This is a genomic window from Bradyrhizobium sp. UFLA05-125 (assembly GCF_059803515.1).
The window spans coordinates 1-26,551 of sequence record NZ_JBANBJ010000069.1; the positions used below are offsets into that span (position 1 = coordinate 1).

A 26,551-nucleotide genomic window follows, 5' to 3' on the forward strand; every position below is an offset into this window, starting at 1 on the left:
GCTTCAGCTCCGTCGAGGTCTTGGTGTGATCGGTCACCATCTGCTGCGCGAAGGTCTTCTCCTGCGCATAGCCCTTCTGCTCGGCGAGCTTGCTTGATTCGATTTCGAACATGTCGCTGATCGCAACTTCCTTGACGAAATCGGCCGCGGCGGGAGCCACGCCGAGCACCGAGTTCACGCCGGTCTTCTCGCCAACCGATTGCGCGAGCACGGGGCTTGCGAGCAGGCAGCAGCCGAGTGCGATCAGTGTGCTTCTCATGATCCTCCGAACTTGACGGCGTACAGAAACCGGTCGCCGCACTGGTTTTGTGCGGCGACCAACATTCGGGTTGAGCGCTTGTTCCAATGCGCCGCTAGTCGGTCGGATTGCGGCCGGCGCGCGGGTTAAGCGGCTTGGTCGGCGGCCGGCGCAGCCCTTCGGGGAGGAACGGCTCGTCGGCTTGCGCGCTCGGCATCGCGCGCACGTCGGCGTAACGCTGTGCCCTTTCGTGCGGTGTCTCGTTGTTGTTGATCCGCCGCTTCACGTCGACGCCGTCCACGGGATCGTTGACGCCATGCTGGATGTCGCGAAAGTCGCTCATGTCTCACTCCTTTCCCGGCATGATGGATTCGAACACTGGTGCTCTTGAATTCGCGTCAGGGAAAACTGCTGCTTTTCAGCGTTGTTCCAGGCCGCAGCGGGGAACACGTGGCGAGAGCGCCGGAACGATCGCTTCGCGGCTTGGTTGATCCGTAAAAGCGAGTCTCAACGGAGATCTCAAGATGATGGATCAAGGTGAAACAGGCGCTCTGATCGGCAGCGACAAGGTCGAGGGGACTTCGGTCTATGGCGTCGACCACAACAAGATCGGTTCGATCGAGCGCGTCATGATCGACAAGAAGAGCGGCAGGGTTTCTTACGCCGTGCTCGGCTTCGGCGGGTTCCTCGGGCTCGGCAACGATCATTATCCGCTGCCCTGGCAGTCGCTGAAATACGACACCGACCTCGGCGGCTACGTCACCGGCATCACAGCCAAGGAGTTGCGCGGTGCCCCGCACTATGGGGAGGCGGCCGAGTGGAACTGGAGCGACGAGGCCAGGGTGCGCGCGCTGAACGCCTACTATGGCGTGCCGATCATCTAGCGCAGGTTTCGAACAGGAGTTTCCGATGAGCAGGGAAAAGCCCACGGACGATCCCCGGCAGCAAAACGACTGGGGATCGCACGCACAGACGGACAAGCCCTGGAAGGGCAATCCGGAGAAAGAACAGAGGTCGGGTGAGGCGAAGCCCGATCTGGAGAAGTGGCACGAGAGCAAGACGCATTGAGTGTGTGATTGATGAGCCGCGCGCCACGCACTCCGACGTCATGTCCCGGCTTGACCGGGCGATCCAGTACGCCGCGACGGTCGTGATGAAACTCGCTGTCTCTTGAATACTGGATGCCCCGGTCAAGCCGGGACATGACAGCAGTGGTTGGCGCTTGGGCCGAACGAGCCATGACACCTTTGAACTGACCGAGGAATGAAGCCGTGGATGCTCAAACACGAGCGCGTGGGCCATCCGCGGAGCAGCCGCAACAGCCCCCGCACAAGGACGGCCCTCAGGACGCCTCGGACAAGGCGCACAAGGCGCCCGATGCATCGCGCGCGGCAACACCCGCACCCTCGTTGCGCGACCGCCTGCGCGAGCACTGGTTGCTCACGACAGCGGGTGCCCTTGTTCTGATCGCCGTGCTCGTGGCAGGCCTCGTCTACTGGCTGAACATCCGGCACTATGAATCGACCGACGATGCCTTCATTGCCGCGCGCAGCTTTTCCGTCGCCTCGAAGGTCGGCGGCTACGTCACCGAGATCCCCGTCACCGACAACCAGCACGTCAATGCCGGCGATCTGCTGGCGCGGATCGACGAGCGCGACTATCAGATCGCGCTCGACCAGGCTGAGGCGCAAGTTGCGGCCTCGCAGGCCAATATCGGCAACGTCGAGGCCCAGATCGAGTCCCAGAAGGAGCAGATCAACGAGGCCAAGTCCCAGCTCGAACAGGCCCAGGCACAGCTCAAATTTGCGCAGGAAGAAGACGCGAGGGCGCAGGATCTCGTCCAGAAGGGCGCCGGAACCGTCCAGCGCGCGCAGCAGACTCACTCCGACCTTCAGGCGCAGCAGGCCAACACGGAGCGTGCGAAGACTGCGGTAACCAGCGCCGAGCTCGGAATCAAGACGCTCGAGGCGCAGCTCAAAGGTGCGAAGGCGCAATCGAAGCAGGCCGAGGCGCAGCGCGATCAGGCCAGGCTGAACGTCGACTACACGAGCGTGCTCGCAGCCCAGCCGGGGCGCGTCGTCAAGCTCAGCGGTGCCAAGGGCACCTACGTCACGCCAGGTCAGAGCCTGATGATGTTCGTGCCCGACGATGTCTGGATCGTCGCGAACTACAAGGAAACGCAGCTCAAGGACATGCGGCCCGGCCAGTCGGTCGAGATCCGCATCGACGCTTATCCCGATCGCAAGCTCACCGGTCACGTGGCGTCGGTGCAGCCGGGCTCCGGCACGGCGTTCAGCCTGCTGCCGGCAGAGAACGCGACCGGCAATTACGTCAAGGTGGTGCAGCGCGTGCCCGTGAAGATCGTGGTCGACAGCTGGCCGGCCGATCTGCCGGTGGGGCCGGGCATGTCGGTCGTGCCCTGGACGAAGGTGCGATGACCGACATCGCGCACGGCGGGGCGGCGGCTGGCGGCTGGTCGCCGGAGCGCTCCGCTGCGGGCGGACACAATCCCTATCTGATCGCCTTCGTGGTGTCCATCGCCACCTTCATGGAGGTGCTCGACACCACCATCGCCAACGTCTCGTTGCGCCACATCGCCGGCGGGCTCGCGGTCGGCCTCGACGAGAGTACCTACGTCATCACGAGCTACCTCGTTGCCAACGCCATCGTGCTGTCGATCTCGGGCTGGCTCTCCACCGTGATCGGCCGCAAGCGCTTCTACATGATGTGCGTTGCCACCTTTTCGGCGGCATCGCTGCTCTGCGGCTTGGCCTGGAGTCTCGAGGCCCTGGTGCTGTTCCGAATCTTGCAGGGTCTCGGTGGGGGCGGCATGGCGACCAGCGAGCAGGCGATCCTTGCCGACTCCTTTCCGCCGCACAAGCGCGGGCAGGCGTTCGCGATCTATGGCGTCGCCGTCGTGGTCGCGCCCGTGATCGGCCCGACGCTCGGAGGCTGGATTACCGATACCTATTCCTGGCACTGGGTGTTCTTGATCAACGTGCCGATGGGCCTCGTCTCGCTGTTCCTGGTCGGCACACTGATCAAGGAACCATCGGGTGCGGAAGAGGAGAGGGCAGCCCTGCTCGCCAAGGGGCTGCGTGTCGACTATATCGGCTTCATCCTGGTGGCGATCGGACTCGGTTCGCTCGAGTTCGTGCTCGATGAAGGCCAGCGCAACGATTGGTTCGGATCGAACATGATCGTTGCCTTTGCCTGTCTTTCCGCGTTTTGCCTGTTAGCGCTAATCCCCTGGGAATTGCTGCGCGACGATCCCATCGTCGATATTCGCCTGCTCGGGCGGCGGCAATTCGGCGCCTGCTTCGTGGTCATGCTGGGCACCGGCGCGGTGCTGATCTCGACGACGCAGCTCATACCGCAGCTCTTGCAGACAGAGCTGAACTATACGGCGATGCTTGCGGGTCTCGCTCTGTCGCCCGGCGGCATCGCAACATTGGTTCTGATGCCGGTGGTCGGCCGCCTCGTCGGCATGGTGCAGTCGAAATATCTCATCATGACGGGTGCGGCCATCTGCGCGGTCGCGATGTGGCATCTCACCGGAATCAACGGCGACATCACCTATGGCTATGCGGCGATGGTGCGCATCCTGCTCGCGCTCGGTCTTCCCTTCCTGTTCCTGCCGGTGACGACGGCCTCTTATGATGGCGTGCCGCCGGACAAGACCAACCAGGCATCTGCGCTCATCAACGTCGCGCGCAATATCGGCGGCTCGATGGGCGTTGCGCTGGCGCAAACCATCCTCGCCCAGCGCCAGCAATTCCACCAGAGCCGGTTGATCGAGCATCTCGCGCCGTCCGATCTCGGCTATCAGCAGAGTATAGACGCAATGACGCAGTTCTTTCAGGCGCAGGGCTCGAACGCGTCGGATGCGGCTTCGCAGGCGATCGCCTGGGTCGGCAGGACCTTGCAGCAGCAGGTCGACTTCCTTGCCTATATCGACGTGTTCTGGACGCTCGCGATCATCGCCGTCCTGATGATCCCCGTCGCTGCGATCATTCGCCCGATCGACCTGCGCACCCCGGCCCGCGGGCATTGATTGCTTTGCCGGGTTCGCAAGAGCTAGCGCGGTAAGTTGGGAAAAGAAACTTATGTGAAAGATCAGGATATTTTGGCCTGACTTATGGCCAGTGCGCCGAGAATTTGACAGTTCTGTTTTAGAACTATACGTTCGATATCAATATCACCGAACGGCCTGCGCTGTGTAGGCGGGCGACACCGCCGTGGCGCGGCCCCTCAGAGGGAGGCGAGCTTGTCCAAGCGAAACGCCACGGCTGCCATCATCGGCGCCGGTGACTATATCGGCACCGATATCGCCAAGAAGTTCGCATCTGAAGGCTTCACCGTCTTCGCCGGCCGTCGCAATGGCGACAAGCTCGCGCCGCTGGTAAAGGAGGTTGAAGCGGCCGGCGGCGAGATCCACGCCCGCTCGCTCGATGCGCGCAAGGAGGAGGAGATCATTTCCTTCCTCAATGAGGCCGACAAGCAGGCGCCGCTCGAGGTCTGCATCTTCAACGTCGGCGCCAACGTCAATTTTCCGATCCTCGACACCACCGAGCGCGTATTCCGGAAAGTCTGGGAGATGGCATGCTATTCCGGCTTCCTCGCGGGGCGCGAGGCGGCACGGTTGATGCTGCCGCGCGGCGGCGGCAACATTTTCTTCACCGGCGCAACCGCGTCGTTGCGCGGCGGCAGCGGCTATGCCGCGTTTGCCAGCGCCAAGTTCGGCCTGCGCGCGGTCGCCCAGGCGATGGCGCGCGAATTGGGACCGAAGAACATCCATGTCGCGCACCTCATCATCGATTCTGGTGTCGACACCGAATGGGTACGGCAGCGCCGCCTCGAGGCGCTCGGCCCCGGCGCGCTCGACAATCCCGATCTCCTGATGCCGCCGGCCTCGGTCGCGGAGTCCTATTGGCAGCTCTATCAGCAGCCCAAGAGCGCCTGGACCTTCGAGATGGAGATCCGTCCCTTCGGAGAGAAATGGTGACCGCGGCGCAGGACTACGGCTAAACTCGCGCCAGGCAAATCATCCCGGAGGACGTCTACGTGAAGACCGCGATCACCGAACTGTTCGGCATCGAGCATCCGATCATCCAGGGCGGCATGCATTTCGTCGGCTTTGCCGAACTCGCCTCCGCCGTCTCCAATGCCGGCGGGCTCGGCATCATCACCGGACTCACCCAGAGGACGCCGGAGCTGCTTGCCAAGGAGATCGCGCGCTGCCGCGAAATGACCGACAAGCCGTTCGGCGTGAATCTCACTTTCCTCCCGACTTTCTCGGCGCCGCCTTATCCGGAATACATCGCCGCGATCGTCGAGGGTGGTGTCAGAATCGTGGAGACCGCAGGCCGCAGCCCGGAACAATACATGCCGGCGCTGAAGGCAGCCGGCGTCAAGGTGATCCACAAATGCACCTCGGTGCGCCATTCCCTGAAGGCCGAGCGAATCGGCTGCGACGCGGTCAGCGTCGATGGCTTTGAATGCGGCGGACATCCCGGCGAAGACGACATCCCCAACATGATCCTGCTGCCGCGTGCGGCCGAGGAGTTGAAGATCCCCTTCGTTGCCTCCGGCGGCATGGCCGACGGCCGCAGCCTCGTCGCCGCGCTGTCGCTGGGTGCCAGCGGTATGAACATGGGCACGCGCTTCATCGCCACCAAGGAAGCCCCGGTGCACCAGAACGTGAAGAACGCGTTGGTCACTGCGACCGAGCTCGACACCCGTCTCATCATGCGCGCGCTGCGCAACACCGAACGCGTGCTGAAGAATGCCAATGTCGATCGTCTGCTCGAGATCGAGCGCGAAAAGGGAGGAAAGCTGAAAATCGACGACATCCACGACCAGGTTGCGGGCGTCTATCCCAGGATCATGATCGAGGGCGAGATGGATGCCGGCGCCTGGAGTTGCGGCATGGTCGCAGGCCTCATCCACGACATTCCTTCCTGCAAGGAACTCGTCGACCGCATCATGAGCGAGGCCGACGAGATCATTCGCGACAGGCTGATGGGCTTCCTCGACGGCAAGGCGGCAACGCGCAAGGTCGCGTGACGTCGAATCTGCGGCGCAAACGATGAGGACCGCGATCAGCGATTCTCATCGCGCCGCGCGAAGGCGCGCTGATCAACAACGCGTGTGTTGCCTCGCTACGCGGCGTGCTGTTTTCTGACGGCTCAGGACTGGGCCCTTTCCCGTAACGCCATGCGAAGCGAACCCGTGACCGTCAGGCGACGTGATCTTCTTGCGTTGATCGGCACGGTGGCCGGCAGCGCGGCCATGTACCATGCGATGACGAGCCTCGGGCTCGCATCGGAATCGCGGTACAAGGGGCCGATCCGACTGGAAGGCGATCCCAAGGGCGCCTCCGTGCTCGTACTCGGTGCGGGCCTTGCCGGCATGACCGCGGCGCTGGAGCTGCGCAAGGCGGGGTACAGTGTCCAGATCCTCGAATTCAACAGCCGCCCCGGCGGCCGCAATTGGACGCTGCGGGGCGGCGACGTCTTCACCGAGCTCGGCGGCCACAAGCAGGTGTGCGAGTTCGAGGACGGGCTCTATCTCAATCCGGGGCCGTGGCGCATTCCCTATCATCACCGCGCGCTGCTCGACTATTGCAGGCGGCTGGGCGTCGCGCTCGAGCCGTTCAACCAGCTCAATCACAACGCTCTCTTGCATTCGGTGCGCGCCTTCGGCGGCAAGCCCCAGCGTCTGCGCGCCGTAAAGGCTGATTTCCAAGGCCAGATCGCCGAGTTGCTTGCAAAAGTGACGCAGCAGGGCAAGCTGGATGAGAGCGTGTCGAAGGAAGATCAGGAGATCCTGCTCCAGGCGCTGCGCTCGTGGGGCGCGCTCGACAATGGCTATGGTTACAAGGCCAATCTGATCTCGGCGGAATTCCGCGGCTACACCAAGGATCCCGGCGGCGGATTGACGGCGATGCCGGAGCCGAGCGAGCCGGTTGGCCTGTCGGAAGTGCTGAAGTCGCGGCTCTGGCGCTATTTGCGCGGCTTTGCGCACTACAATTTCCAGACCACGATGTTCCAGCCGGTCGGCGGCATGGACATGATCGGCAAGGCCTTTGCGAAGGAGGTCGGCGATCTCATCCGCTACAACGCCAAGGTGACGCAGATCCAGCAGGACGCCCGCGGCGTCACCGTGAGCTATGTCGATGCCAAGAAGCCGGGCGCGGTGCAGCAGGTGCACGCCGACTGGTGCGTCTGCACGATCCCGCTGACGATCCTGAGCCAGTTGCCGCTCGACGTCAGCGCCGCCATGAAATCGGCGATCGATGCTGTTCCCTATGCCGCGTCCGTGAAGATCGGCCTGCAATTCAAACGCCGGTTCTGGGAGGAGGACGAGGCGATTTATGGCGGCATCAGCTACACCGATCTGCCGATCCGACAGATCGCCTATCCGAACTACGACTACAACCGCGCAGGGCGCGGTGTGCTGCTCGGCGCCTATCTGTTCGACGGTCCGAACTCCTACGAATTCAGCGCGATGTCTCCGGCGGAGCGGGTCGCACGCGCCGTCGAGTTCGGCGCCGTCATTCACCCGCAATACAAGAGCGAATTCGAAAACGGCATCGCGGTCGCCTGGCACCGGGTGCCCTTCGTGCTCGGTTGCAGCGGCGACTGGAGCGATGAGGCGCGCGCCGCGCACTACGACAATCTCTGTCAGATCGACGGCCGCATCGTGCTCGCGGGCGAGCACGCCTCGGCGCTGCCGGCCTGGCAGGAGGGCGCGATCCTCTCCGCGCTCGACGCGATTGCGCGGCTGCATGACCGCGTGGTGAGAACGTGATGAGTAAGGGTTTTCGATGGGAGCGATGGCCGGTGCGGCTTGCCATGTCGACACTCATGATGCTGTCGGCAACGGCGCGGGCGCATGACGGCCCCGAAAACCGCATCTTCAGCTCGGGCTTCAATTTCGCGGAGACGACGGGTGAGGAGCTGTTCGCCAATATCTGCCAGGGCTGCCACATGCCCGATGCCGGCGGGGCCTCCGGCGCCGGCGCCTATCCGTCGCTCGTCGCCGACAAGAATCTGGAAGCGCGCGGTTATCCCATCTATCTCGTGCTCAACGGCCGGCGCGCCATGCCGCCGTTCGGCGAGATGATGACCGACGCGCAGATCGCCGCCGTCGTGAATTATCTGCGCACGCACTTCGGCAATGCTTACGATGATGTGGTGACGGCGAACGAGGTGAGGGACGCGCGTCGCTGACGCACCGGCAAGAAGGGGGAACCAATGAATTTCAAAACCGGCGCCGTCATTGGCGCGTTGCTCGCGATTTCCCATGCGGGTACGGCTCACGCCGAGGTCATCCGGCATCCCATTCCGAACTCTACCTTTCCGATCGCGCAGGCCGTGCAGGTCACCGGCAATGCTACGACCTATTATGTCAGCGGCCAGGTGCCGCCGGTCGCCAACAAGGATGCCGATGCCCAGAGCCGAGAGGCCTATGGCGACACCAAGACTCAGACCGTCGGCGTCCTAAACCGCATCAAAGGCATTTTGGAGGGGCTCGGCCTCACCATGGGCGACGTCGTCAAGATGCAGGTCTTCCTGGTGCACAATGCGTCTGCACCGATGGACTTCAAGGCCTTCATGGAGGGCTACACCCAGTTCTTCGGCGGCAGCCAGCCCAACCTGCCGGCCCGCTCGGTGGTCGGGGTCGCCGCGCTCGCCAATCCAGGCTTCCTGGTCGAGATCGAGGTGATCGCGGTGAAGGACGCGAAATAGGCCGGGGGCCGTTGCAAAAACGGCAGAACGATCGCGCTTGCCAAAGCGCGCCTGCGCTGTCTGAATTCAGCGAGGCTGCATTCTGGGAGCACGAGATGAAGAAGACGATCACCAACGACGATTTCTCGTGCCGTAACGCGCTGCTCGCGGTGGCTTGCACGGCGCTGCTGCTCACCGGCGGGGCGGCCGCCGAAGGCCTGAGCCCGCAGCAACAGCTCTCCCACGACGTCTACAAGGAGCTCGTCGAGATCGATACCACCACCGCGACTGGCGACACTGCGCGCGCGGCCGAAGCGATGGCGGCGCGGCTGAAGGCGGCGGGCTTTCCCGATTCGGACGTGCACGTCTTCTCGCCCGCGCCGCACAAGGGCAATCTTGTCGCCCGCCTGCACGGCAGCGGCGCCCGCAAGCCGATCCTGCTGGTCGCGCATCTCGATGTCGTGCCCGCGCTGCGCGAGGATTGGTCGGTCGATCCGTTCAAGTTCACCGAGAAGAACGGCTACTACTACGGTCGCGGCACAGCCGACGACAAGCACATGGCGTCCGCCTTCATCACCAGCATGATCCGTTTCAAGCAGGAGGGCTACAAGCCCGACCGCGACATCATCGTTGCGCTGGAGACGGACGAGGAGATATTCGACCGGGACGCCCTCGGCATCCAGTGGCTGATACGGAACAAGCGCGACCTCATCGATGCCGAGTTCGCGCTCAACGAGGGCGCCGGCGTGGGCCTGAAGGACGGCAAGCCGATCCGCGTCGGCGTCCAGACCAGCGAAAAAATCCCCGTCAGCTTCCAGCTCGACGTCACCGATCCCGGCGGTCACAGCTCGGTGCCGCGCAAGAGCAACGCGATCTACAAGCTGGCCGAGGGCCTCGTGCGCCTGTCCAAGTTCAACTTCCCGCTCAAGCTGAACGCGACGACGCGCGGCTATTTTGAGAAGAGCGCGCAGTTCGAGAACGACCAGACCGCGGCCGACATGCGCGCCGTGATGTCGGATAAGCCTGATCCTGCGGCGCTATCCTTTGTCCGGCTCGCTGCGAACCCGGTCTACAATGCCCAGCTCCGCACGACCTGCGTTGCGACGATGCTCCAGGGCGGGCATGCCATCAACGCGCTGCCGCAGTCGGCGAGTGCCAAGGTCAATTGCCGCATCATGCCGGGCGAGCCGGTCGAGGAGGTCAAGGCGACGCTGGAGCAGGCGCTGGCGGATCCCGACATCAAGCTGACGCAGATCGATACGGCTGTGATCAGCGCGCCCAGCGAGCTGCACGAGGAGATCATGGGCGCGATCGAGAAGCTCTCGGGCGAATTCTTCCCCGGCGCCATCGTGCTCCCGGTCATGAGTTCCGGCGCCACGGACGGCAGCTACCTGCGCAATGCGGGCATCCCGACCTACGGCCATTCCGGCATGGCGATCGACATTGGGGAAAACCGCATCCATGGCAGGGACGAGCGTGTTCCCGTGACGTCGTTTTACAACGGACAGGAATATCTCTACCGGCTGGTCAAGATGCTAGCCGGCGGTTCCTGAGCGTGCGAAAGGCCTGAGAATCCGAGGTCGGCTTCGCTGGCCAGTAACCCTGACGACAATCTGCCGCTGGAAATCCGGCTCACGCCTCCTAAATAAGGGTAAAATTGGCCCTTAATTGATTTCAGGAGGCATCTCTTGGTCCTGAAAGGCGTTTCTTTCGGTCTCGCCACCGCGCTCATGCTGGCATGCAGCAGCGCGGCGATGGCTGACGACTACAAGCCTGACGACTATCTCGGCCTCGATCTCTCCAAGGCGGTGCTGTCGCCGAAGCGGCTCGGCCCTGCGACGCAATTCGCGCCGGTCCGGGTGGAAGCAAGAAGTGACGCGGCGCGTGCCGTGCCTGACGTCACGCCGAAGACGGTCGCGACCGAGCGCGTGAAGGCGCCGGAGCCGTGGGTTGCTCACGCGAAGAGCGCGCAACCGCGTGGCGCTGCTCGTGCCAAGCTGGTGCATCGGCACACGAATCCGCTGGATGCGCAGGCGATGGACACGCGCGTCCAGACCTGGCCGTGCAGATCGGGCGGCATCTGCAACTGGAAACGCTGAGCGTGGTCCTGCCCGAAGGGCCGCGTTAGCGCAAAGTGTGAAACGGTTTTCCCTCGCGACAAACGCGGAACGCGTTTGCGCGGAGATCATGCTCAAATAATTAGGCGTCATCCGCCCGTCGCAAAACGGTAGGCGCGGAGTCAAAAAACCGTCGGTTTGGAGTCAAGGAGCTCAGGCACCTTTCGTCGCGATTCGGCGAAGGTTTTCTGAATGGCAACGCTCCGCGCCTCGCGCGCATGGACCCGGCGGCAGTTTCTGGTCCGCTCCACATCCTCCCTCGCGCTCGCCGGTCTCGGTTCTCTCGCCAAACCATATCTCAGCCGCGCCGCTGATCGACCGCTGATTGCAGGCGGCATCCAGTCGGGCGACGTGTCCGAAGGCTCTGCCGTCATCTGGGCGCGCGCCGATCGGCCTGCGCGAATGCAAATCGAATGTGCCACCGCCGAAAGCTTCAAGACGATCCTGTGCACGGCGTCCATTGACGCGCTGCCGGATGCCGACCTCACCTCGAAGGTGCTGCTGCGCGACCTCCCGCCCGGACAGGACATCTTCTACCGCGTGCGCTTCGACGACATCGCGACCGGCGTTGCCGGCGAGACGCGCACCGGACATTTTCGCACCGCGCCGGCTGCCGGCAGGTCGATCTCGTTCGTGTGGTCTGGCGACACCGCCGGGCAGGGATGGGGCATCGATACGTCGCGCGGCGGCATGCGCAGCTATCGGACCATGCTCGACAATCGCCCGGATTTCTTCATTCATTCCGGCGACCACATCTATGCCGACTGCACCATTCCTGCCGAGTTGAAGCTGCCGAACGGCGAGATCTGGCGTAACCTCGTCACCGAAGAGAAATCGGAAGTCGCGCACACGCTGGCGCAGTTCCGCGGCAACTACAGATACAACCACCTCGACGAGAACTTCCGCGCCTTCCATGCGGAGGTGCCGATGTTCGCGCAATGGGACGACCACGAGGTTACTAACGACTGGTCGCCCTATGGCAGTGTCGACGAGACAGGATTTGACGCCGACGGCACCTCACGCCTCGTCGCGCGCGCGAGGCGTGCGTTTTTCGACTTCATGCCGGTCCTCGAGATTCCGCGGCAGCAAGGCCGTATTTATCGGAAGATCGCTTGCGGACCGCTGCTGGACGTCTTCATGATCGACATGCGCAGCTACCGCGATGGTACCTGGAACAAGGGCGAGGACCACGACGGCTGGATCCTGGGCCGTGATCAGCTCGCCTGGCTGAAGCGGGAACTTGCCGCTTCGCGCGCGACCTGGAAGGTGATCGCGGCCGACCTGCCCATTGGCCTGATCAGCCTCGATGCCGTCGCGCTCGGCGACGGACCGCCCGACCGGCGCGAGCACGAGATCGCGGATCTGCTGTCCTTCATCAAGCGCGCCAGCGTGCGCAACATCGTCTGGCTCACGGCCGACATGCACTACACCGCGGCGCACTACTACGATCCCAACCGCGCGGTGTTCTCCGATTTCGAGCCGTTCTGGGAATTCGTCTCAGGTCCTCTCCATGCCGGCACCTGGGGGCCGGGTGAGCTCGACAACACCTTTGGACCGGTCGCGCTGTACCAGCATGGCTGCAATGCCGAGCAGGGCGAGAACCTTGCGCCTTGCTTCGGACTCCAGTTCTTCGGCCGCGTCGACATCGACGGCGGCACGGAGGTCATGACAGTGACGCTGAAGGACGTCGACAATCGCGACCTCTGGTCGGTCGACATCCACCCGCAGCCGCAAGGGCGATCTGCTGTGGTGGCACAGCATTCGTAAGAGGCTGGCGCCAACTAACCCGATCTTGATTGGCCGCGCGGTGGCCGCCCCGCTATAGTGGTCGTCCCGCCACCGCCCTCCATTACCGAAAAGTCTGTATGCGCGGCCTTTGTTGGTGCGCGTCCGGCGGCCTGGAATTCGTCAGGAGTGTTTCCATGGAAAGTCTGAAAACCCAGGGCATCGGCATGCCCAAGCTCGGCCTCGGCACGTTCCGCATGCAGGGCGATGTCTGCCGCGCCGCAGTCGAAAGCGCGCTGTCGCTCGGTTATCGCCATATCGATACCGCCGAGATGTACGCCAATGAAGAGCCGATCGGTGCGGCGATTGCCGGCGCCGGCGTGCCGCGCGGCGAGCTGCACGTCACGACGAAGGTCTGGCACGAGAACCTCGCGCCGGAGGCGATCCGCCGCGCCTTCGACGCCAGCCTGGACAAGCTACGGCTCGACCACGTCGACCTCTATCTCGTGCACTGGCCGTCGCGCAATGCGAACTGGCCGGCGGTTTTCGAGACGCTGATGAAGCTGAGGGAAGAGGGCCGCACCCGCGCCATCGGCGTCGCCAATTTCAATACTGCGCTGCTCAAGCTCGCCGTCGAGGAGATCAAGGCGCCGATTGCCTGCAACCAGATCGAATATCACGTGATGCTCGATCAATCGAAGGTCATCGACTATCTCGCCGCAAAGTCGATTCCGCTGGTCGCATACTGCCCGCTCGCGCAGGGACGCATCGCCTCCGATGAGGTCTTTGGCGAGATCGGCCGCAAGCACGAGGCGACCGCCGCGCAGGTCGCGCTGAAGTGGTTGCTCGATCAGAAAGGTGTCGCGGCGATTCCGAAGGCGTCGCGGCGAGAGAGCCAGCAGGCCAATCTCGACGCTCTGAAGATCACACTCGACGACGACGATCGCAGAAAAATCGCGGCGCTGCCAAAGGACAGGCGCTGCGTTAGTCCCGGCTTTGCGCCGGCGTGGGATTGATCTCATAATAAATGGACGCAAGGAAATGGCCCCGTCGGGGCCATTTCAGCGTGCGCATCAATAGTCGTAGTGGCGATGACCGCGCTTGATCACCACGACCCTGTCGCCGTGATGATGCCAGCCACGATGCATGCCGTAGTCGCGGTGCTCGCGGAATTCGGCGCGGGCGCCGTAGGGGCCGTGATGATGGTTCTTGATCACCACCGTCTCGGCGCTCGCCATCGTCGGCACCGCGATCGCAAGTGCACCGATGGCAGCGACGACATAGCCAAGCTTCCTCATAATATCCTCCTCCAATGAACGCCAATTTAAACCGCGCATGCGCGTGAACGTTCCGGAGGAACTGCAAGGAGAATTCTGAACGGCTGTTCAGCTTCGGCCTTCGCGCTCACGTGCTGTTGCCGCAGCGGTGCTGCGCAGGTGTCGGCACGCCGGTCTTCACGAACTTGCCGTCGCGGATGGTGTAGTCGCCGCGCTCGCCGCGATTGTACATCGCGCGCAGGTTACCGTCCTCCTGCAACGCGAGGCCGAACTCGCGCGCCTGATGCAGCGATGGGAAGAACACGATGATGTTGAGTTGGCCGTCTGCGTCGGTCGAAGCACCAACGACTTCGTTCTCGTCTGTGGCATCACCGAAGTTGCGGCGGTACATCACCCTGCCGTCCGGCCTGACCTCGTAGGTGAGCACTGCGCCCTTGTCGCGGCCGGGCGGGAGCGAGCAATCGATCGCCCAGGTGCCGAGCAGCCCCCAATTGATAATCGTTGCCGCCAGCGTCTCGGCACCGGCTGTGTGTATGAGCGCAAGCCAGACCAGCGCCGCGCTGGCCCCGCGCATCAAGAACAATCCCGTCACTTCTGAAAATCCCCGCTATTGCCCGCCGCAATGGCTTGAAGCCTAGCATTGTTATGCCGCACTGCAACTCGGCACGCTTATGCATGGTGCTTGCACCCGCACACCGCGGGGCGCATCATCTCCACAACAAACAGATGAAGGGGGAACGTCGCCATGACCGAGTTGTCGCGTCGCCAGCTTCTCATGTTCGCCGGATCGTCTGCAGCGGCGGCCCTCTCGGGCCGAGCCGAGGCGGCCATGGGGCCGGTCGACAAGTTCGATCTCGTTATCAAGAGCGGTGATGTGATCGATCCTAGCCAATCGTTTCGCGGCAAACGCGATATCGGCATCCGCTGGGGCGTGATCGAGGCGGTCGAGTCGGAGATTCCGGCGGAGCGTGCCCTGAAAAGCATCGACGCTTCCGGCAAGCTGGTAATGCCCGGACTCGTCGACTTGCATTGCCACGTCTATCCCTATGGCTCGGCGATCGGTATTCCCGCCGACGAGCTGGTGCAGTTTCAGGGTACCACCACCGTGGTGTCGGCCGGCGATGCCGGCGTCAACAATCTCGCGGCGCTGCGCCGCTACATCGTCGCGCAGTCACGGGCGCGCATCTACGCCTTCGTGCATATCGCCAACAACGGGTTATCGGCATTCCCGGTCGCCGAGCTCTACAACATCGACAATGCGCAAATGGAAGCGTGCGCGATGGCGCTGGCGGAAAATCCGGACTTTCTCATCGGCGTCAAGGTGCGGATGTCCGAGAACGTCATCTTCAAGCACGGGCTCGAACCGCTCAAGCGCGGCATCCAGGCCTGCGAGCTCTGTGGCTGGCCGGCCAAGATGATGGTCCATATCGGCGGCGTCGAGACCAAGGAGCTGATGTCCGACATCCTCAACCTGCTGCGCCCCGGCGACGTGCTGACGCATTCCTATTCCGGCGCGCCGAACATGTCGGGCGCTTTTACCAACATCGTGCAGGACGGCCGGCTGTTGCCGGCAGCGCTTGCCGCCAAGCAGCGCGGCGTGATCTTCGATGTCGGGCACGGCGGCGGCAGCTTCGATTTCACGGTCGCCGAGGTCGCGATTCCCGGCGGCTGCACGCCGGACACCATTTCGTCCGACATCCACGTCTTCTCCGGCAACTCGCCGGGGATACCGTTCCTCCCCAACGTCATGAGCAAGTTCATGACGCTCGGCTTCACGCTCGAGCAGGTGGTGTCTATGACGACCAGCGCGCCGGCGAAGATCATCAACCGGGCGCCCAAGCTCGGCACCCTTCAGCTCGGCGCCCCCGGCGACGTCGCGATCATGGAGCTGGTCGAGGGCCCCGTTACCTTCGTCGACACCCGCAACAACAAGCGCGACGGCAAGGCCTACCTGAAGCCGGTGCAGACCGTGATCAACGGCGTGCCGTTCGGCCGGCCCTACCAGGCGCCGTTCGCGGTGCGCTAGCCGATCGCTCCGCTATTTGATCCGCGTCAATGAGACGGCCCGAAGTCGCGCCATAATGCACTTTCGGGAGGCGATCGTGGATAGATCAATGCTGGATGAAGTCACCGATTTTGCGGGCGAAGCGCTGCCGGGCGGTAACGCCGTCCCGCCTTACTCGGAAACCGAATTCTTGGCCGAACTCGGCGAGCGGGTGCGCTCCTCGCGCATGCGCTGCGAGCTCTCGCGGCGGGAGCTCGCGCGCAAGTCGGGAATTTCCGAGCGCTACATCGCGCAGATCGAGGCGGGCAAGGGCAACGTCTCGATCGTGCTCTTGTTGCGGCTGGCGTCCGCGATCCACGGCAGTCAGGCGCAGGCCGCCTGACGCCTGTCTCAAGCGCGTGCCTTCTCGACATTCGCGATCCGCGCCGGCACGCCGAATTCCCTGCGGCAGATCTCGGCGAGCGCGGCGACGCCCTCGCGGATTTGCTGGTGTGTGGGACTGGCAAAGCAGAGCCGCAGCCGCGCACCTGAATGGCTCTTGCTGGTCGACCATTCCGGACCCGGATTGATCGAGACGCCGGCCGCGAGCGCGGCCTGGTACAGTTTTAGCGTATCGACATGGTCCGGCAGCTTCACCCAGAGGAAGATGCCGCCCTTGGGCTCATCGAACTCGGCCGCGGTTCCGAACTGCTCGTTCAGTGCTTCCATCAACGTGTCGAGTTTTGTGCGCAGCGTACGGGTGAGTGCCGGCACGTGGATCGAAAAGTGCGGCCGGCAATATTCGGCGAGCACCATCTGCTCCAGCGCGCCGGAGCCGGCGTCCGTCTTCAGCGCAAGCATCCGCGACATCACCTCCCAGGGCGCAACGATGAAGCCGACGCGGAGCGCTGGCGCGATCGATTTGGAGAATGATCCGATATGGATGACGCCGCCCGTATCGCTCATCGCGTGGATGGCGGGCGGCCGTTCTCCTGACCAGACGAGGTCGGCATAGCAATCATCCTCGAAGATCGGGACACCGTAGTCGGCCGCAAGCCGCAACAGCTCTGCGCGGCGGCTTTCCGGCATGATGCTGCCAGTCGGGTTCTGCACTGTCGGGATGGTATAGATGTATTTCGGCCGGATGCCGCGGCTTCTCAGCTCGGTAAGCGCAGACGCCAAAGCGTCCATACGCATGCCCTCGCCGTCGAGGGGAATGCCGACCGTATTGACGCCGAGCCGTGTCAGGCGGTTCAGCGCGCCCTGATAGGTTTCCTGCTCGACGATCACGGTATCGCCGCGCGCGAGCAGCGTGTGGTTGACGAGGTCGAGCGCCTGCAAGGAGCCCGAGACGATCAGGAGATCGTCGACCGTACAATTGATGCCGGCGTCGCGCTTCAGCTTCGCGCTCAGGAATTCGCGTAGCGGCAGGTAACCCTGCGGACCATGCGCCAGTCCGTAAGTGGCGAGGCTGCGGCCCTCGCGCCGCAGCACCGCATCGACCGCCGCGATCAGGTCATCGACCGGCACCTGCTCGGAATCATTGTTGCCGCCGACGAAGCTGTATTTGGCAAGCCCGGTCCAGCGTGCAGAAGGAGCAGGCAGCCCCGGCGGGAACAGGGGCGCGAAGTCGAAGTGGGCAGTCATGGGCAGTTTCCTCTGTTCTTGTTGAGCCAGCCGGCATTGCCGACCGTCCGGGTCGGGCGGCCTTGGCTGATGAAAGCGTAGTGCGCATTGGCGACGCCGCCAACCATCAAGGCCTCGACCACGGGCTCGGCGATCTCGCCGGTGGCCGCCCAGTCGACGACGAAGTTGGCGCCGGTGCCGCCGCGCACGTCCTCGGTCGGGATGACGACGGAGATCGTCGCGAGCGGCTTCAGGGCGACCGGCGATTTCAGGTAGCTCTCGATCATCTTGCCGGCGGTGTCGAAATAGGCGATCCGCTTCAGCACCAGGGGCTGGGTCTCCGACGCATTGTGGACGCTCAACGTCACCGAGAAGTCGACGCGTAGCTTGCCCTGGCTCATCGCGACGCTGGAATAGGCCGGTACGTAGAAGCCGCCGAAGGCGACGAGTTCCTCCCTGGGCATCGCCGTCAGCGAATCTGCAAAAGCCTGTTCGATATTCGCCTTCGGCTGCGCCGCGGCAGGCAGCGCCATGCCGCGCAGGCCGCCTATCAATGCGAGCACGATTGGCAACACGATCGGCATGTGACGAATTGCTCGTTTGCCGCGCTGCGAGCCGCCTCTAGGGTGCGGCAAAAAGGGCTGCTTTGAGATGCACGAACTCATTGGTGATATCACTCTTTGTATCTTGTTCGCTTGGATGCTCGGGCTTTTGGCCCATTTCTCCCGTCAGCCGCTGATCCTGGCCTACCTTATCGCCGGCTTCTGCATAGGTCCATTCGGCGCTGGCTGGGTCAAGTCGCAGGAATCGATCAGCATCATTTCCGAGCTCGGCTTGATCTTCATGCTGTTCATGATCGGGCTCGAGATCGATTTGAAGAAGATCGTGCGGGCGGGACGGGTGATCCTGTTCGCGGCCGGTGGCCAGCTCCTCGGCGGCTGCCTGCTTGGCATCCTGTTTTTCGCCGCCATCGGCTTGACGTTCGGCGGCGGTCATTTCGATGCGCTCTATCTCTGCGTCGCCTGCGCGCTCTCCAGCACGGTCATCATCGTCAAGGTGCTCTATGAGAAGCGCGAGCTGGACACGCTGCCCGGCCGCATCACCCTTGGCGTGCTGGTGCTCCAGGACATCTTCGCCATCCTGTTCCTCGCCGTGCAACCGAGCCTTGGCGATCTGCAGGCGAGCGTCATCCTGCTCTCGATCGTGCGCGTCGCAGTGCTGGTCACGGCCGCGCTCCTCGTCAGCCGTTTCGTGCTGCCGCGCTTGTTCCACCAGATCGCCCGCCGCCCCGAGCTGATCCTGCTCGGCGCGCTCGCCTGGTGCTTCCTGGTCGCCGAGACCGCAGAGCGGCTGTCGCTGTCGCGCGAGATGGGAGCGCTGATCGCCGGAGTCTCGCTTTCGACTTTCCCATATGCGCTCGACGTCACCGCCAAGGTCACCACCTTGCGCGATTTTTTCATCACGCTGTTCTTCGTCGCCCTGGGCATGACCATTCCCGTGCCGAACATGTCGGTGATCGGGCTTGCCCTGATGATCGCGGCCTTCACGGTGGTGAGCCGGCTGGCGACCACCTTCGTGCCGCTCTATCTGATGCAGCAGGGCCTGCGCGCCAGCCTATTGCCGGCGATCAACCTGGCGCAGATCAGCGAGTTCTCGCTGGTCGTGATCCAGACCGGGGTCGCCGACAACCACATCGCCCAGGAGACCGCCAACGCCGCCTCCTTCGCCTTCGTGGTGCTCGCGGTGCTCTCGACCTTCGTGATGGTGAGGAGCGACGAGATCACGCGCCGGGCGATCGGCCCCCTGAAGCGGTTCGGCCTGCGCGACCTCGATCACGCTGACGCCGAGGAGGGACACGAGGGCGGCCATGGCGAGGCGCGGCGCATCATCATTCTCGGCTTTTTCCGTGCGGCGAGCGCGCTGCTCGCGGAGATCGAGCGGCAGGCGCCGGTGCTGCTGGAGCAGATCACGGTCGTCGATTTCAACCCCAATGTGTACCAGACGCTGCTTTCGCGCGGCCTGCACGTCATCTACGGCGACATCAGCAATGTCGACACGCTTGTTCATGCCGGCGTCGGCAAGTCCGAGATGATCATCCTCAGCGTGCCCGACGCGCTGTTGAAGGGGGCTACCAACGAGAAGCTCGTCCGCCACGTCCGCGTGCTCAACCCGAAAGCACTGATCGTTGCAACCGCCGACCTGTTGTCCGACGTCGGCGAGCTCTACACGGCGGGCGCCAACTATGTCACCGTCACCCGCCTCAGCGATGCGCATGAGCTGTTCACGGTCATCGAGGCAGCTCAAGCTGGCCTTCTCGAGGACAAGCGGACCGAGCTTGACCTGCGATTGAGCGAGCGGCGCGAAGTGCTGCCATAGGCTCGCTCGGCGGCCTTCCAGGCGGCCGGGCTCGACCTATATCTCTGGTATTTCCGGTGCAAGCCTGGGTGCTGGCGGGACCTCCCGAAGGCATAAGCGGTTGCGTCCGGGACACTAGCGCGCGGATCGAAGTCCGGCTAAGCCTCCGGCCACCATAGCCAGAGATTGGACATGCCCGATACCGTACAGGAAGTCTTGCAGGCCTTTGCCAAGGGTGAGCTCGTCGTCGTCACCGATGACGAGGACCGGGAAGGCGAGGGCGATCTGATCGTCGCCGCTTCGCTCTGCACCGCCGAGAAGATGGCGTTCATCATCCGCCATACCTCGGGCATCGTCTGCGCGCCCGTCACCACAGAGGACGCGCGCCGTCTGCGGCTCGATCCGATGGTTGCCCACAACGACTCCGCCCACACCACGGCCTTCACGGTCTCGATCGACTACAAGCCCGACGGTGGCACCGGCATCTCCGCCGAGGAGCGGGCCTCATGCTGCCGCGCGCTCGCCAATCCCAATGTCGGCGCCGGCGATTTCGCCCGTCCCGGGCACATCTTTCCGCTGATCGCCAAGGATGGCGGCGTGCTGCTGCGCTCCGGCCATACCGAGGCCGCCGTCGACCTCTGCAAGCTCTCGGGCCTGCCGCCGGTCGGTGTCATCAGCGAGCTGATGAACGACGACGGCAGCGTGATGAAGGGCGAGCAGGTCGCGCAATTTGCCGCCCGGCACAAGCTCAAGCATGTCACGATTGCCGACCTGATCGCATACCGCCAGGCGCGCGAAAAGCTGATCGAGCGGGTCGCGACCTTCGTGACCGAAAGCCCGATCGGGCCGTTGCAGGGCTATGCCTACCGCTCGCCTTTCGATTCCATCGCCCATGTCGCCTTCGTCTACAACGGCGTCGGCGACGGCAAGAACGTACTGACGCGCTTCCACAAGCCGAACATCGTCAAGGACATCTTCACCGGGCACAAGCGCATGCAGCTCGTGCTCGATCATTTCAAGACGGCTGGTCGTGGCGTCCTGGTCTACTTGCGTGATGGCGCCGCCGGCGTTCCCGTGGAGCCCTTGCCGGATGAGTCGACGGCGGAGGCCGACCGCAACCGGCAGTGGCGCGAGGTCGGCGTCGGCGCGCAGATCCTGCGCGATCTCGGCGTCACGTCGATCCGGCATCTGACGTCGTCGGTGCATGACTACAAGGGCCTCTCCGGCTTCGGCATCGAGATCGTCGCCAACGAGCAGCTCGAGACCTGACGCGCGGTCATTCCGTGCGCGCGCCACGCGGCTCCGGAATGACCGAAACCAGGACGCAATTGCAACTGGCGCTGCGGCGCTTTAATTTAATGGTCAATTAGACGGAACCAGACGCGAAAGGACGTTTCATGAGCGTGCGCCCTCAGGCCAAGGACAAGCCGGCTGCGGCTTCTTTCCAGTGGGACGATCCGTTCCTGCTCGACGAGCAACTCACCGAAGACGAACGCATGGTGCGCGACACCGCGCGAGCCTACGCCCAGGACAAGCTGCTGCCGCGGGTCACCAAGGCTTATCTGGAAGAGAAGACCGATCGCGAGATCTTTAACGAGATGGGCGAGCTCGGCCTGATCGGGATCACGCTGCCGGAGGAATATGGCTGCGCCAATGCGGGCTACGTCGCCTATGGCCTCGTCGCCCGCGAGATCGAGCGGGTCGATTCCGGCTACCGTTCGATGAACTCGGTGCAGTCCTCGCTGGTGATGTATCCGATCTACGCCTATGGCGACGAGAGCCAGCGCAAGAAGTACCTGCCGAAGCTCGCCAGCGGCGAATGGGTCGGCTGCTTCGGCCTCACCGAGCCCGACGCCGGTTCCGATCCCGCCGGCATGAAGACCCGCGCCGAGAAGGTCTCGGACGGTTATCGCCTCACCGGCAGCAAGATGTGGATCTCGAATGCGCCGATCGCCGACGTGTTCGTGGTCTGGGCCAAGTCGGCCGAGCACGACAACCAGATCCGCGGCTTCGTGCTGGAGAAGGGCATGAAGGGCCTCTCGGCGCCGAAGATCGGCGGCAAGCTGTCGTTGCGCGCCTCCATCACCGGCGAGGTCGTGATGGATGGCGTCGTCGTTCCCGAGAGCGCGCTGCTGCCCAACGTGTCCGGCCTGAAGGGTCCGTTCGGCTGCCTCAACCGCGCCCGCTATGGCATTTCCTGGGGCGCGCTCGGCGCGGCCGAGGATTGCATGCACCGCGCCCGGCAGTACACGCTCGACCGCAAGCAGTTCGGCAAGCCGCTCGCCGCGACCCAACTCGTGCAGAAGAAGCTTGCGGACATGGAGACCGAGATCGCACTGGGCCTCCAGGCAAGCTTGCGCGTCGGCCGCCTGATGGACGAAGGCAAGTTCGCGCCCGAGATGATCTCTATCGTCAAGCGCAACAATTGCGGCAAGGCGCTCGACATCGCCCGCGTCGCGCGCGACATGCACGGCGGCAACGGCATCCAGATCGAGTATCACGTGATGCGCCACGTCCATAACCTCGAGACGGTCAACACCTATGAGGGCACGCACGACGTCCACGCCCTGATCCTCGGCCGCGCGATTACGGGCATCCAGGCGTTTTTCTGAGCGCGCGCCTGCGTGCGGCGCCATAGAACTCTCCAAGCGTCATGGCCGGGCTGTGTCCCGGCCATCCACGTTCTAGCCCGCACGAAGAACGTGGATGCCCGGCACAAGGCCGGGCATGACGAAGTCAGCAAGGCACGAGCATGTCCGACAACGACGACGTCCCGTTCAACCGCAATTTTCCGCTGAAGCCCGGCGTCGTCGAGGAGGTCCGTCCCGGCGTGCGCCGCGTGCTTTGCAACAATCCGAGCCCGTTCACCTTCACCGGCACGGTCAGCTACATCGTCGGCCAGGGCAAGGTTGCGATCATCGATCCAGGTCCCGACAACGAGACCCATGCGGCGGCGCTGCTCGATGCCGTCAGCGGCGAGACCGTGACCCACATCCTGGTCACCCACACCCATCGCGACCATTCGCCGAACACTGGCCGCATCAAGGCGGCAACCGGCGCGACTGTCTATGCGGAAGGCCCGCATCGCGCCTCGCGCCCGCGTTTCGAGAGCGAGAAGCACAATCCGGAATCGGGCTCCGATCGTGACTTCGTGCCCGACGTAAGGGTAGGGCATGGCGACGTCATCGAAGGCTCGGGCTGGCGGCTCGAAGCCGTCGCCACGCCGGGCCACACGGCCAACCACCTCGCCTTCGCCTGGCCCGAACGGAAATTCAGCTTCGTCGGCGATCACGTGATGGGCTGGTCGACCTCGATCGTGGCTCCGCCCGACGGCTCGATGATCGATTACATGGACTCGCTCAACCGGCTCGCTTCGCGCGAGGAGGATCTCTATTTCTCCGGCCACGGCGCCGAGATTCCTGAAGGGCCGCGCTATGTGCGCTTCCTGATCCGCCACCGCAAGGCGCGCGAAGCGTCGATCCTGCATCGCCTCGCCAAAGGCGAGGCCGACATCCCGACCATGGTGCGCGCGATTTATATCGGCATCGATCCGAGGCTCACGACCGCGGCCGGCTATTCCGTCCTGGCGCATCTGGAGGACCTCGTTGCGCGCGGCGTGGTGACGACGGACGGGGATCCCGTGATCACGGGGACGTACAGGATGGCAAGCGACTGATCGTGATGCCGGGAATGACGCTATCGCGTCATTTCTTTACCGTCTTCGCCGGCGGCTTGACCGGCACGACTGGCGTCTTCTTCGCCGGCTTGAGCGCGTCGGCGTCGGCTGCAGTGTTGAGATCGTCGATGAACTTGCTGACGCGCGCGGCGTTGCTGCCGAGGTCGCTGTCGAAGTAGCGCGAGGCGGAGCGGATATCGACGCGGGAATCGTCGCCGTCAGGCACGACGCGGATCGAGACATCCTCGCGAAAACCCATGATAGGCGTGCGGGCCACTGCCTCGATGCGGCCGATGCGGCGCGGCAGCTGCGGTGGACGCTCGTCGATGATCAGCCATTTGCGCTTGTTGGCGATCTGGAGCGACAGTGCATAGGCGCGGTCGACGGAAATCTCGAGCTCGATCGGCTCGATGTCAGGATAGAAATGGCGTTGCTGCTCGGCCGAATAGAGGCCGGCATAGACGGCCGGATTGGCGCCGTCGCCGGTGCGAAGTCGCGCCAGCGCCTCGAAGCGCGGCGGGTCGATCGGATCGGTGGTGATGTCGTGGATCGCCGGCAGCCTGCGGTATTGGAAGGCGAGATAGGCGGGATAGGCGAGGATCAGCGCGTTGATCAGGAAGGCGAACAGGATGCGCGCCATGCCGCGCGACCCGTTCTGCCAGATCGCCGCAAAGCCCGCGAGCCCGAACAGGATGGAGAGCCCTGCGATCGAAAGCCCGCCGAAGAAGGTCGCCAGCGCCGGCTTGATCTCCAGAAAGCCGAAGCGGACGACGAGGATCGAAACCAGGACCGCCACCACCGCGAACACGGCCAGATTGCGCGCCCAGCTGGCGAGCCCGGACACGGGCTCCGACTGGTAGGGAGCGGAAAACCTGCGGGCCATAATGTTCCATCACCGGTGTCAGTCGCCGGTTGCGGGGCACGGGCGACGGGAGCAAGCTGACCTAGCGCATTTTCCGCAGGGCTGTGAAGCGGTTTATCCCCCGCCTTTATCCCCGTTCCGGCTCCCCTGTGGTGGTCGAACAAGCGGATGTTCTTCAGCCGGCGGGAGGCGGACTTTCGCTGCTCGCAATTGCAAGCGCTCGAAAACGGCGCGGCCCCTGCCGATGCCGTAGGGGCCCCGCCGCCGATGCTCTTGCAATCCCCTACGCCACCGCGTTCGGGAAGCGGTAATCCCTGAACTGGTCGCGCAGCGCGGTTTTCAGGATTTTGCCGGTCGCGGTATGCGGGATGCCGTCGACAAAGGCGACGTCATCGGGCATCCACCATTTGGCGATCTTGCCGTCCATGAACTTCAGGATGTCCTCGCGTGTGGCCTGCTGGCCCTGCTTGAGCTGCACGATCAGCAGCGGGCGCTCGTCCCATTTGGGATGGAAGACGCCGATTACGGCCGCTTCCGCCACCGCGGGGTGGCCGACCGCGAGGTTTTCCAGATCGATCGAGGAAATCCACTCGCCGCCCGACTTGATCACGTCCTTGGAGCGGTCGGTGATCCGCATGTAGCCGTCCTGGTCGATGGTGGCGACGTCGCCGGTGTCGAAGAAGCCCTCTTCATCAAGGATGTTGGCGTCGACGCGGTAATAAGCCTTGGCAACCGCGGGCCCCGACACCTTCAGGCGGCCGAACGTCGTGCCGTCCCAAGGTAGTTCCTTTCCGGCGTCGTCGGTGATCTTCATCTGCACGGCGAACGGCGCATAGCCCTGCATTTGGAGCACATCGAGCCGCTGCTCGCCCGTCGCGTTGGCAAACGGCGGCTTCAGCGCCGATACGCTGCCGATCGGGCTCATCTCGGTCATGCCCCAGGCGTGGCGCACGCTCGAGCCCATGTCGAGGAATGCCTTGATCATCGAGCGCGGCATCGCCGAGCCGCCGCAGATCACCATCTTCAGATGCGGCAGCTTCAGATTGTTGGCGGTCATGTGTTGCAGCAGCATCAGCCACACGGTCGGAACGCCTGCGGTGTGCGTCACCTTCTCGGTCTCGAGCAGCTCGTAGACCGACGCGCCATCGAGCTTGGCGCCGGGCATTACGAGCTTGGTGCCCTGCGAAGGCGCGGAGAAGGCGATGCCCCAGCTGTTGGCATGGAACAGCGGCACCACCGGCAGCATTGTCTCGGAGGCGCTGGTGCCGAGCGCGTCGACATTGTTGGCCATCAGGGCGTGCAACACGTTGGAGCGATGCGAATACAACACGCCCTTGGGATCGCCCGTCGTGCCGGAGGTGTAGCACATGGCGGCGGCCGTGTTCTCGTCAAAATCCTTCCATGCGAACTTGCCGTCGGCCCTCGCGATCCACTCCTCATAGGCGACCGCGTTCTTCAGCGTGGTCTGCGGCATATGCGCCTTGTTGGTGAGGACGACGTAGCGCTCCACGCTTCCGAGCTTGTCGGCGATCTTCTCCAGGATGGGCACGAAGGTGATGTCGGTCATCACGATGCGGTCCTGCGCATGGTTGATGATCCAGGCGATCTGCTCGGGGAAAAGGCGGGGATTGACGGTATGGCAGATGGCGCCGATGCCCATGATGCCGTACCAGACCTCGAGGTGGCGCCAGGTATTCCAGGCGATGGTCGCAACGCGGTCGCCGAGCTTGATGCCGTCGCGCTCCAGCATCTGCGAAACCTTCAGGGCGCGCGCGTGGATTTCGGCATAGTTGGTGCGATGGATCGGCCCTTCGACCGAGCGTGTGACGACCTCCTGGTTGCCATGAATCCTGGCGGCATGTTCGATGATCCGGTGGCAGAGCAGGGGCCAATCTTGCATCAAACCAAGCATTCCGACGTTCCTCCGAGTAGGGCTGGACTTGTTATCGCTGTCAGCTC

At 63.8% G+C, this 26,551-nt stretch carries 27 protein-coding genes; 19 read left to right on the top strand and 8 right to left on the bottom strand.

Going from position 1 to position 26,551, the window contains the following annotated elements:
- Together SO156_RS36300 and SO156_RS36305 are read right to left on the bottom strand one after the other, a co-directional pair.
- Positions 1 to 259, bottom strand: a 259-nt coding sequence (locus SO156_RS36300) for a DUF4142 domain-containing protein (RefSeq protein WP_498538135.1), incomplete at its 3' end; no start/stop codon positions are given.
- A 94-nt stretch (positions 260 to 353) separates the two neighbouring features.
- The gene (locus SO156_RS36305) at positions 354 to 581 is read right to left on the bottom strand and encodes a hypothetical protein (RefSeq protein ID WP_458150618.1); all 228 of its coding nucleotides are present in this window, start codon (positions 579 to 581) and stop codon (positions 354 to 356) included.
- A gap of 181 nt (positions 582 to 762) precedes the next feature.
- Between SO156_RS36305 and SO156_RS36310 the strand changes: the two genes are divergently transcribed.
- From SO156_RS36310 to SO156_RS36370, 13 genes are all read left to right on the top strand, one after another.
- Positions 763 to 1,122, top strand: a complete 360-nt coding sequence (locus SO156_RS36310) for a PRC-barrel domain-containing protein (RefSeq protein ID WP_458150619.1) — start codon at positions 763 to 765, stop codon at positions 1,120 to 1,122.
- 25 nt (positions 1,123 to 1,147) lie between these two features.
- Complete coding sequence (locus SO156_RS36315; protein WP_283036784.1) at positions 1,148 to 1,306, top strand: hypothetical protein; 159 nt, start codon at positions 1,148 to 1,150, stop codon at positions 1,304 to 1,306.
- Between the two features lie 203 nt (positions 1,307 to 1,509).
- Positions 1,510 to 2,676: an HlyD family secretion protein gene (locus SO156_RS36320; RefSeq protein ID WP_498538136.1), complete on the top strand. Its 1,167-nt coding sequence runs from the start codon at positions 1,510 to 1,512 to the stop codon at positions 2,674 to 2,676.
- Positions 2,673 to 4,292 (top strand): DHA2 family efflux MFS transporter permease subunit, encoded by a 1,620-nt coding sequence (locus SO156_RS36325; protein WP_498538137.1) that lies wholly within the window; start codon positions 2,673 to 2,675, stop codon positions 4,290 to 4,292. Before SO156_RS36320 ends, SO156_RS36325 begins: the two co-directional genes overlap by 4 nt.
- Before the next feature lie 213 nt (positions 4,293 to 4,505).
- Positions 4,506 to 5,243, top strand: a complete 738-nt coding sequence (locus tag SO156_RS36330; RefSeq protein ID WP_498538138.1) for an SDR family oxidoreductase — start codon at positions 4,506 to 4,508, stop codon at positions 5,241 to 5,243.
- A 59-nt stretch (positions 5,244 to 5,302) separates the two neighbouring features.
- A complete protein-coding gene (locus SO156_RS36335) occupies positions 5,303 to 6,304 on the top strand; it encodes an NAD(P)H-dependent flavin oxidoreductase (RefSeq protein ID WP_458150493.1) in 1,002 nt (333 codons plus the stop codon).
- 225 nt (positions 6,305 to 6,529) lie between these two features.
- Positions 6,530 to 8,050 (top strand): flavin monoamine oxidase family protein, encoded by a 1,521-nt coding sequence (locus tag SO156_RS36340; RefSeq protein WP_498538162.1) that lies wholly within the window; start codon positions 6,530 to 6,532, stop codon positions 8,048 to 8,050.
- Positions 8,050 to 8,472, top strand: coding sequence for a c-type cytochrome (locus tag SO156_RS36345; protein ID WP_498538139.1), 423 nt, complete (start codon positions 8,050 to 8,052; stop codon positions 8,470 to 8,472). The genes SO156_RS36340 and SO156_RS36345 overlap by 1 nt, the downstream gene beginning before the upstream one ends.
- A gap of 24 nt (positions 8,473 to 8,496) precedes the next feature.
- Positions 8,497 to 8,991, top strand: a complete 495-nt coding sequence (locus SO156_RS36350; protein WP_458150495.1) for a RidA family protein — start codon at positions 8,497 to 8,499, stop codon at positions 8,989 to 8,991.
- A gap of 95 nt (positions 8,992 to 9,086) precedes the next feature.
- Positions 9,087 to 10,523: a M20/M25/M40 family metallo-hydrolase gene (locus SO156_RS36355; protein WP_498538140.1), complete on the top strand. Its 1,437-nt coding sequence runs from the start codon at positions 9,087 to 9,089 to the stop codon at positions 10,521 to 10,523.
- 135 nt (positions 10,524 to 10,658) lie between these two features.
- The gene (locus SO156_RS36360; RefSeq protein WP_498538141.1) at positions 10,659 to 11,069 is read left to right on the top strand and encodes a hypothetical protein; all 411 of its coding nucleotides are present in this window, start codon (positions 10,659 to 10,661) and stop codon (positions 11,067 to 11,069) included.
- Positions 11,070 to 11,279: 210 nt separating this feature from the next.
- Positions 11,280 to 12,854 carry an alkaline phosphatase D family protein gene (locus SO156_RS36365; RefSeq protein WP_498538142.1) on the top strand — a complete coding sequence of 525 codons (1,575 nt, stop codon included), beginning with the start codon at positions 11,280 to 11,282 and terminating at the stop codon, positions 12,852 to 12,854.
- Between the two features lie 155 nt (positions 12,855 to 13,009).
- Positions 13,010 to 13,828: an aldo/keto reductase gene (locus tag SO156_RS36370; protein WP_498538143.1), complete on the top strand. Its 819-nt coding sequence runs from the start codon at positions 13,010 to 13,012 to the stop codon at positions 13,826 to 13,828.
- 57 nt (positions 13,829 to 13,885) lie between these two features.
- On the opposite strand, the gene SO156_RS36375 is transcribed toward SO156_RS36370, so the two are convergent.
- Both SO156_RS36375 and SO156_RS36380 read right to left on the bottom strand, forming a co-directional pair.
- Positions 13,886 to 14,110 (bottom strand): hypothetical protein, encoded by a 225-nt coding sequence (locus SO156_RS36375; RefSeq protein WP_498538144.1) that lies wholly within the window; start codon positions 14,108 to 14,110, stop codon positions 13,886 to 13,888.
- A 106-nt stretch (positions 14,111 to 14,216) separates the two neighbouring features.
- A complete protein-coding gene (locus SO156_RS36380) occupies positions 14,217 to 14,663 on the bottom strand; it encodes a hypothetical protein (RefSeq protein WP_498538145.1) in 447 nt (148 codons plus the stop codon).
- A gap of 171 nt (positions 14,664 to 14,834) precedes the next feature.
- Between SO156_RS36380 and SO156_RS36385 the strand changes: the two genes are divergently transcribed.
- Both SO156_RS36385 and SO156_RS36390 read left to right on the top strand, forming a co-directional pair.
- Complete coding sequence (locus SO156_RS36385; protein WP_498538146.1) at positions 14,835 to 16,115, top strand: amidohydrolase family protein; 1,281 nt, start codon at positions 14,835 to 14,837, stop codon at positions 16,113 to 16,115.
- 88 nt (positions 16,116 to 16,203) lie between these two features.
- Positions 16,204 to 16,476, top strand: coding sequence for a helix-turn-helix domain-containing protein (locus SO156_RS36390; protein ID WP_458150503.1), 273 nt, complete (start codon positions 16,204 to 16,206; stop codon positions 16,474 to 16,476).
- An 8-nt stretch (positions 16,477 to 16,484) separates the two neighbouring features.
- Here the strand turns inward: SO156_RS36390 and SO156_RS36395 are convergent, their stop codons facing one another.
- Both SO156_RS36395 and SO156_RS36400 read right to left on the bottom strand, forming a co-directional pair.
- Positions 16,485 to 17,720: an aminotransferase-like domain-containing protein gene (locus SO156_RS36395; RefSeq protein WP_498538147.1), complete on the bottom strand. Its 1,236-nt coding sequence runs from the start codon at positions 17,718 to 17,720 to the stop codon at positions 16,485 to 16,487.
- Positions 17,717 to 18,283, bottom strand: coding sequence for a DUF3124 domain-containing protein (locus SO156_RS36400; RefSeq protein ID WP_498538148.1), 567 nt, complete (start codon positions 18,281 to 18,283; stop codon positions 17,717 to 17,719). Before SO156_RS36400 ends, SO156_RS36395 begins: the two co-directional genes overlap by 4 nt.
- A gap of 67 nt (positions 18,284 to 18,350) precedes the next feature.
- Here SO156_RS36400 and SO156_RS36405 point away from each other — a divergent pair, with 67 nt between their 5' ends.
- From SO156_RS36405 to SO156_RS36420, 4 genes are all read left to right on the top strand, one after another.
- The gene (locus SO156_RS36405) at positions 18,351 to 20,075 is read left to right on the top strand and encodes a cation:proton antiporter domain-containing protein (RefSeq protein ID WP_498538149.1); all 1,725 of its coding nucleotides are present in this window, start codon (positions 18,351 to 18,353) and stop codon (positions 20,073 to 20,075) included.
- 171 nt (positions 20,076 to 20,246) lie between these two features.
- A complete protein-coding gene (gene ribB / locus SO156_RS36410; protein WP_458150507.1) occupies positions 20,247 to 21,323 on the top strand; it encodes a 3,4-dihydroxy-2-butanone-4-phosphate synthase in 1,077 nt (358 codons plus the stop codon).
- 128 nt (positions 21,324 to 21,451) lie between these two features.
- Positions 21,452 to 22,666, top strand: a complete 1,215-nt coding sequence (locus SO156_RS36415; protein WP_458150508.1) for an acyl-CoA dehydrogenase — start codon at positions 21,452 to 21,454, stop codon at positions 22,664 to 22,666.
- Between the two features lie 140 nt (positions 22,667 to 22,806).
- Positions 22,807 to 23,730 carry an MBL fold metallo-hydrolase gene (locus SO156_RS36420; protein WP_458150509.1) on the top strand — a complete coding sequence of 308 codons (924 nt, stop codon included), beginning with the start codon at positions 22,807 to 22,809 and terminating at the stop codon, positions 23,728 to 23,730.
- Between the two features lie 28 nt (positions 23,731 to 23,758).
- On the opposite strand, the gene SO156_RS36425 is transcribed toward SO156_RS36420, so the two are convergent.
- Positions 23,759 to 24,613, bottom strand: a complete 855-nt coding sequence (locus tag SO156_RS36425; RefSeq protein WP_458150510.1) for a DUF1499 domain-containing protein — start codon at positions 24,611 to 24,613, stop codon at positions 23,759 to 23,761.
- Positions 24,614 to 24,875: 262 nt separating this feature from the next.
- Positions 24,876 to 26,504, bottom strand: coding sequence for a fatty-acid--CoA ligase (locus SO156_RS36430; protein WP_498538150.1), 1,629 nt, complete (start codon positions 26,502 to 26,504; stop codon positions 24,876 to 24,878).
- Positions 26,505 to 26,551 lie beyond the last annotated feature (47 nt).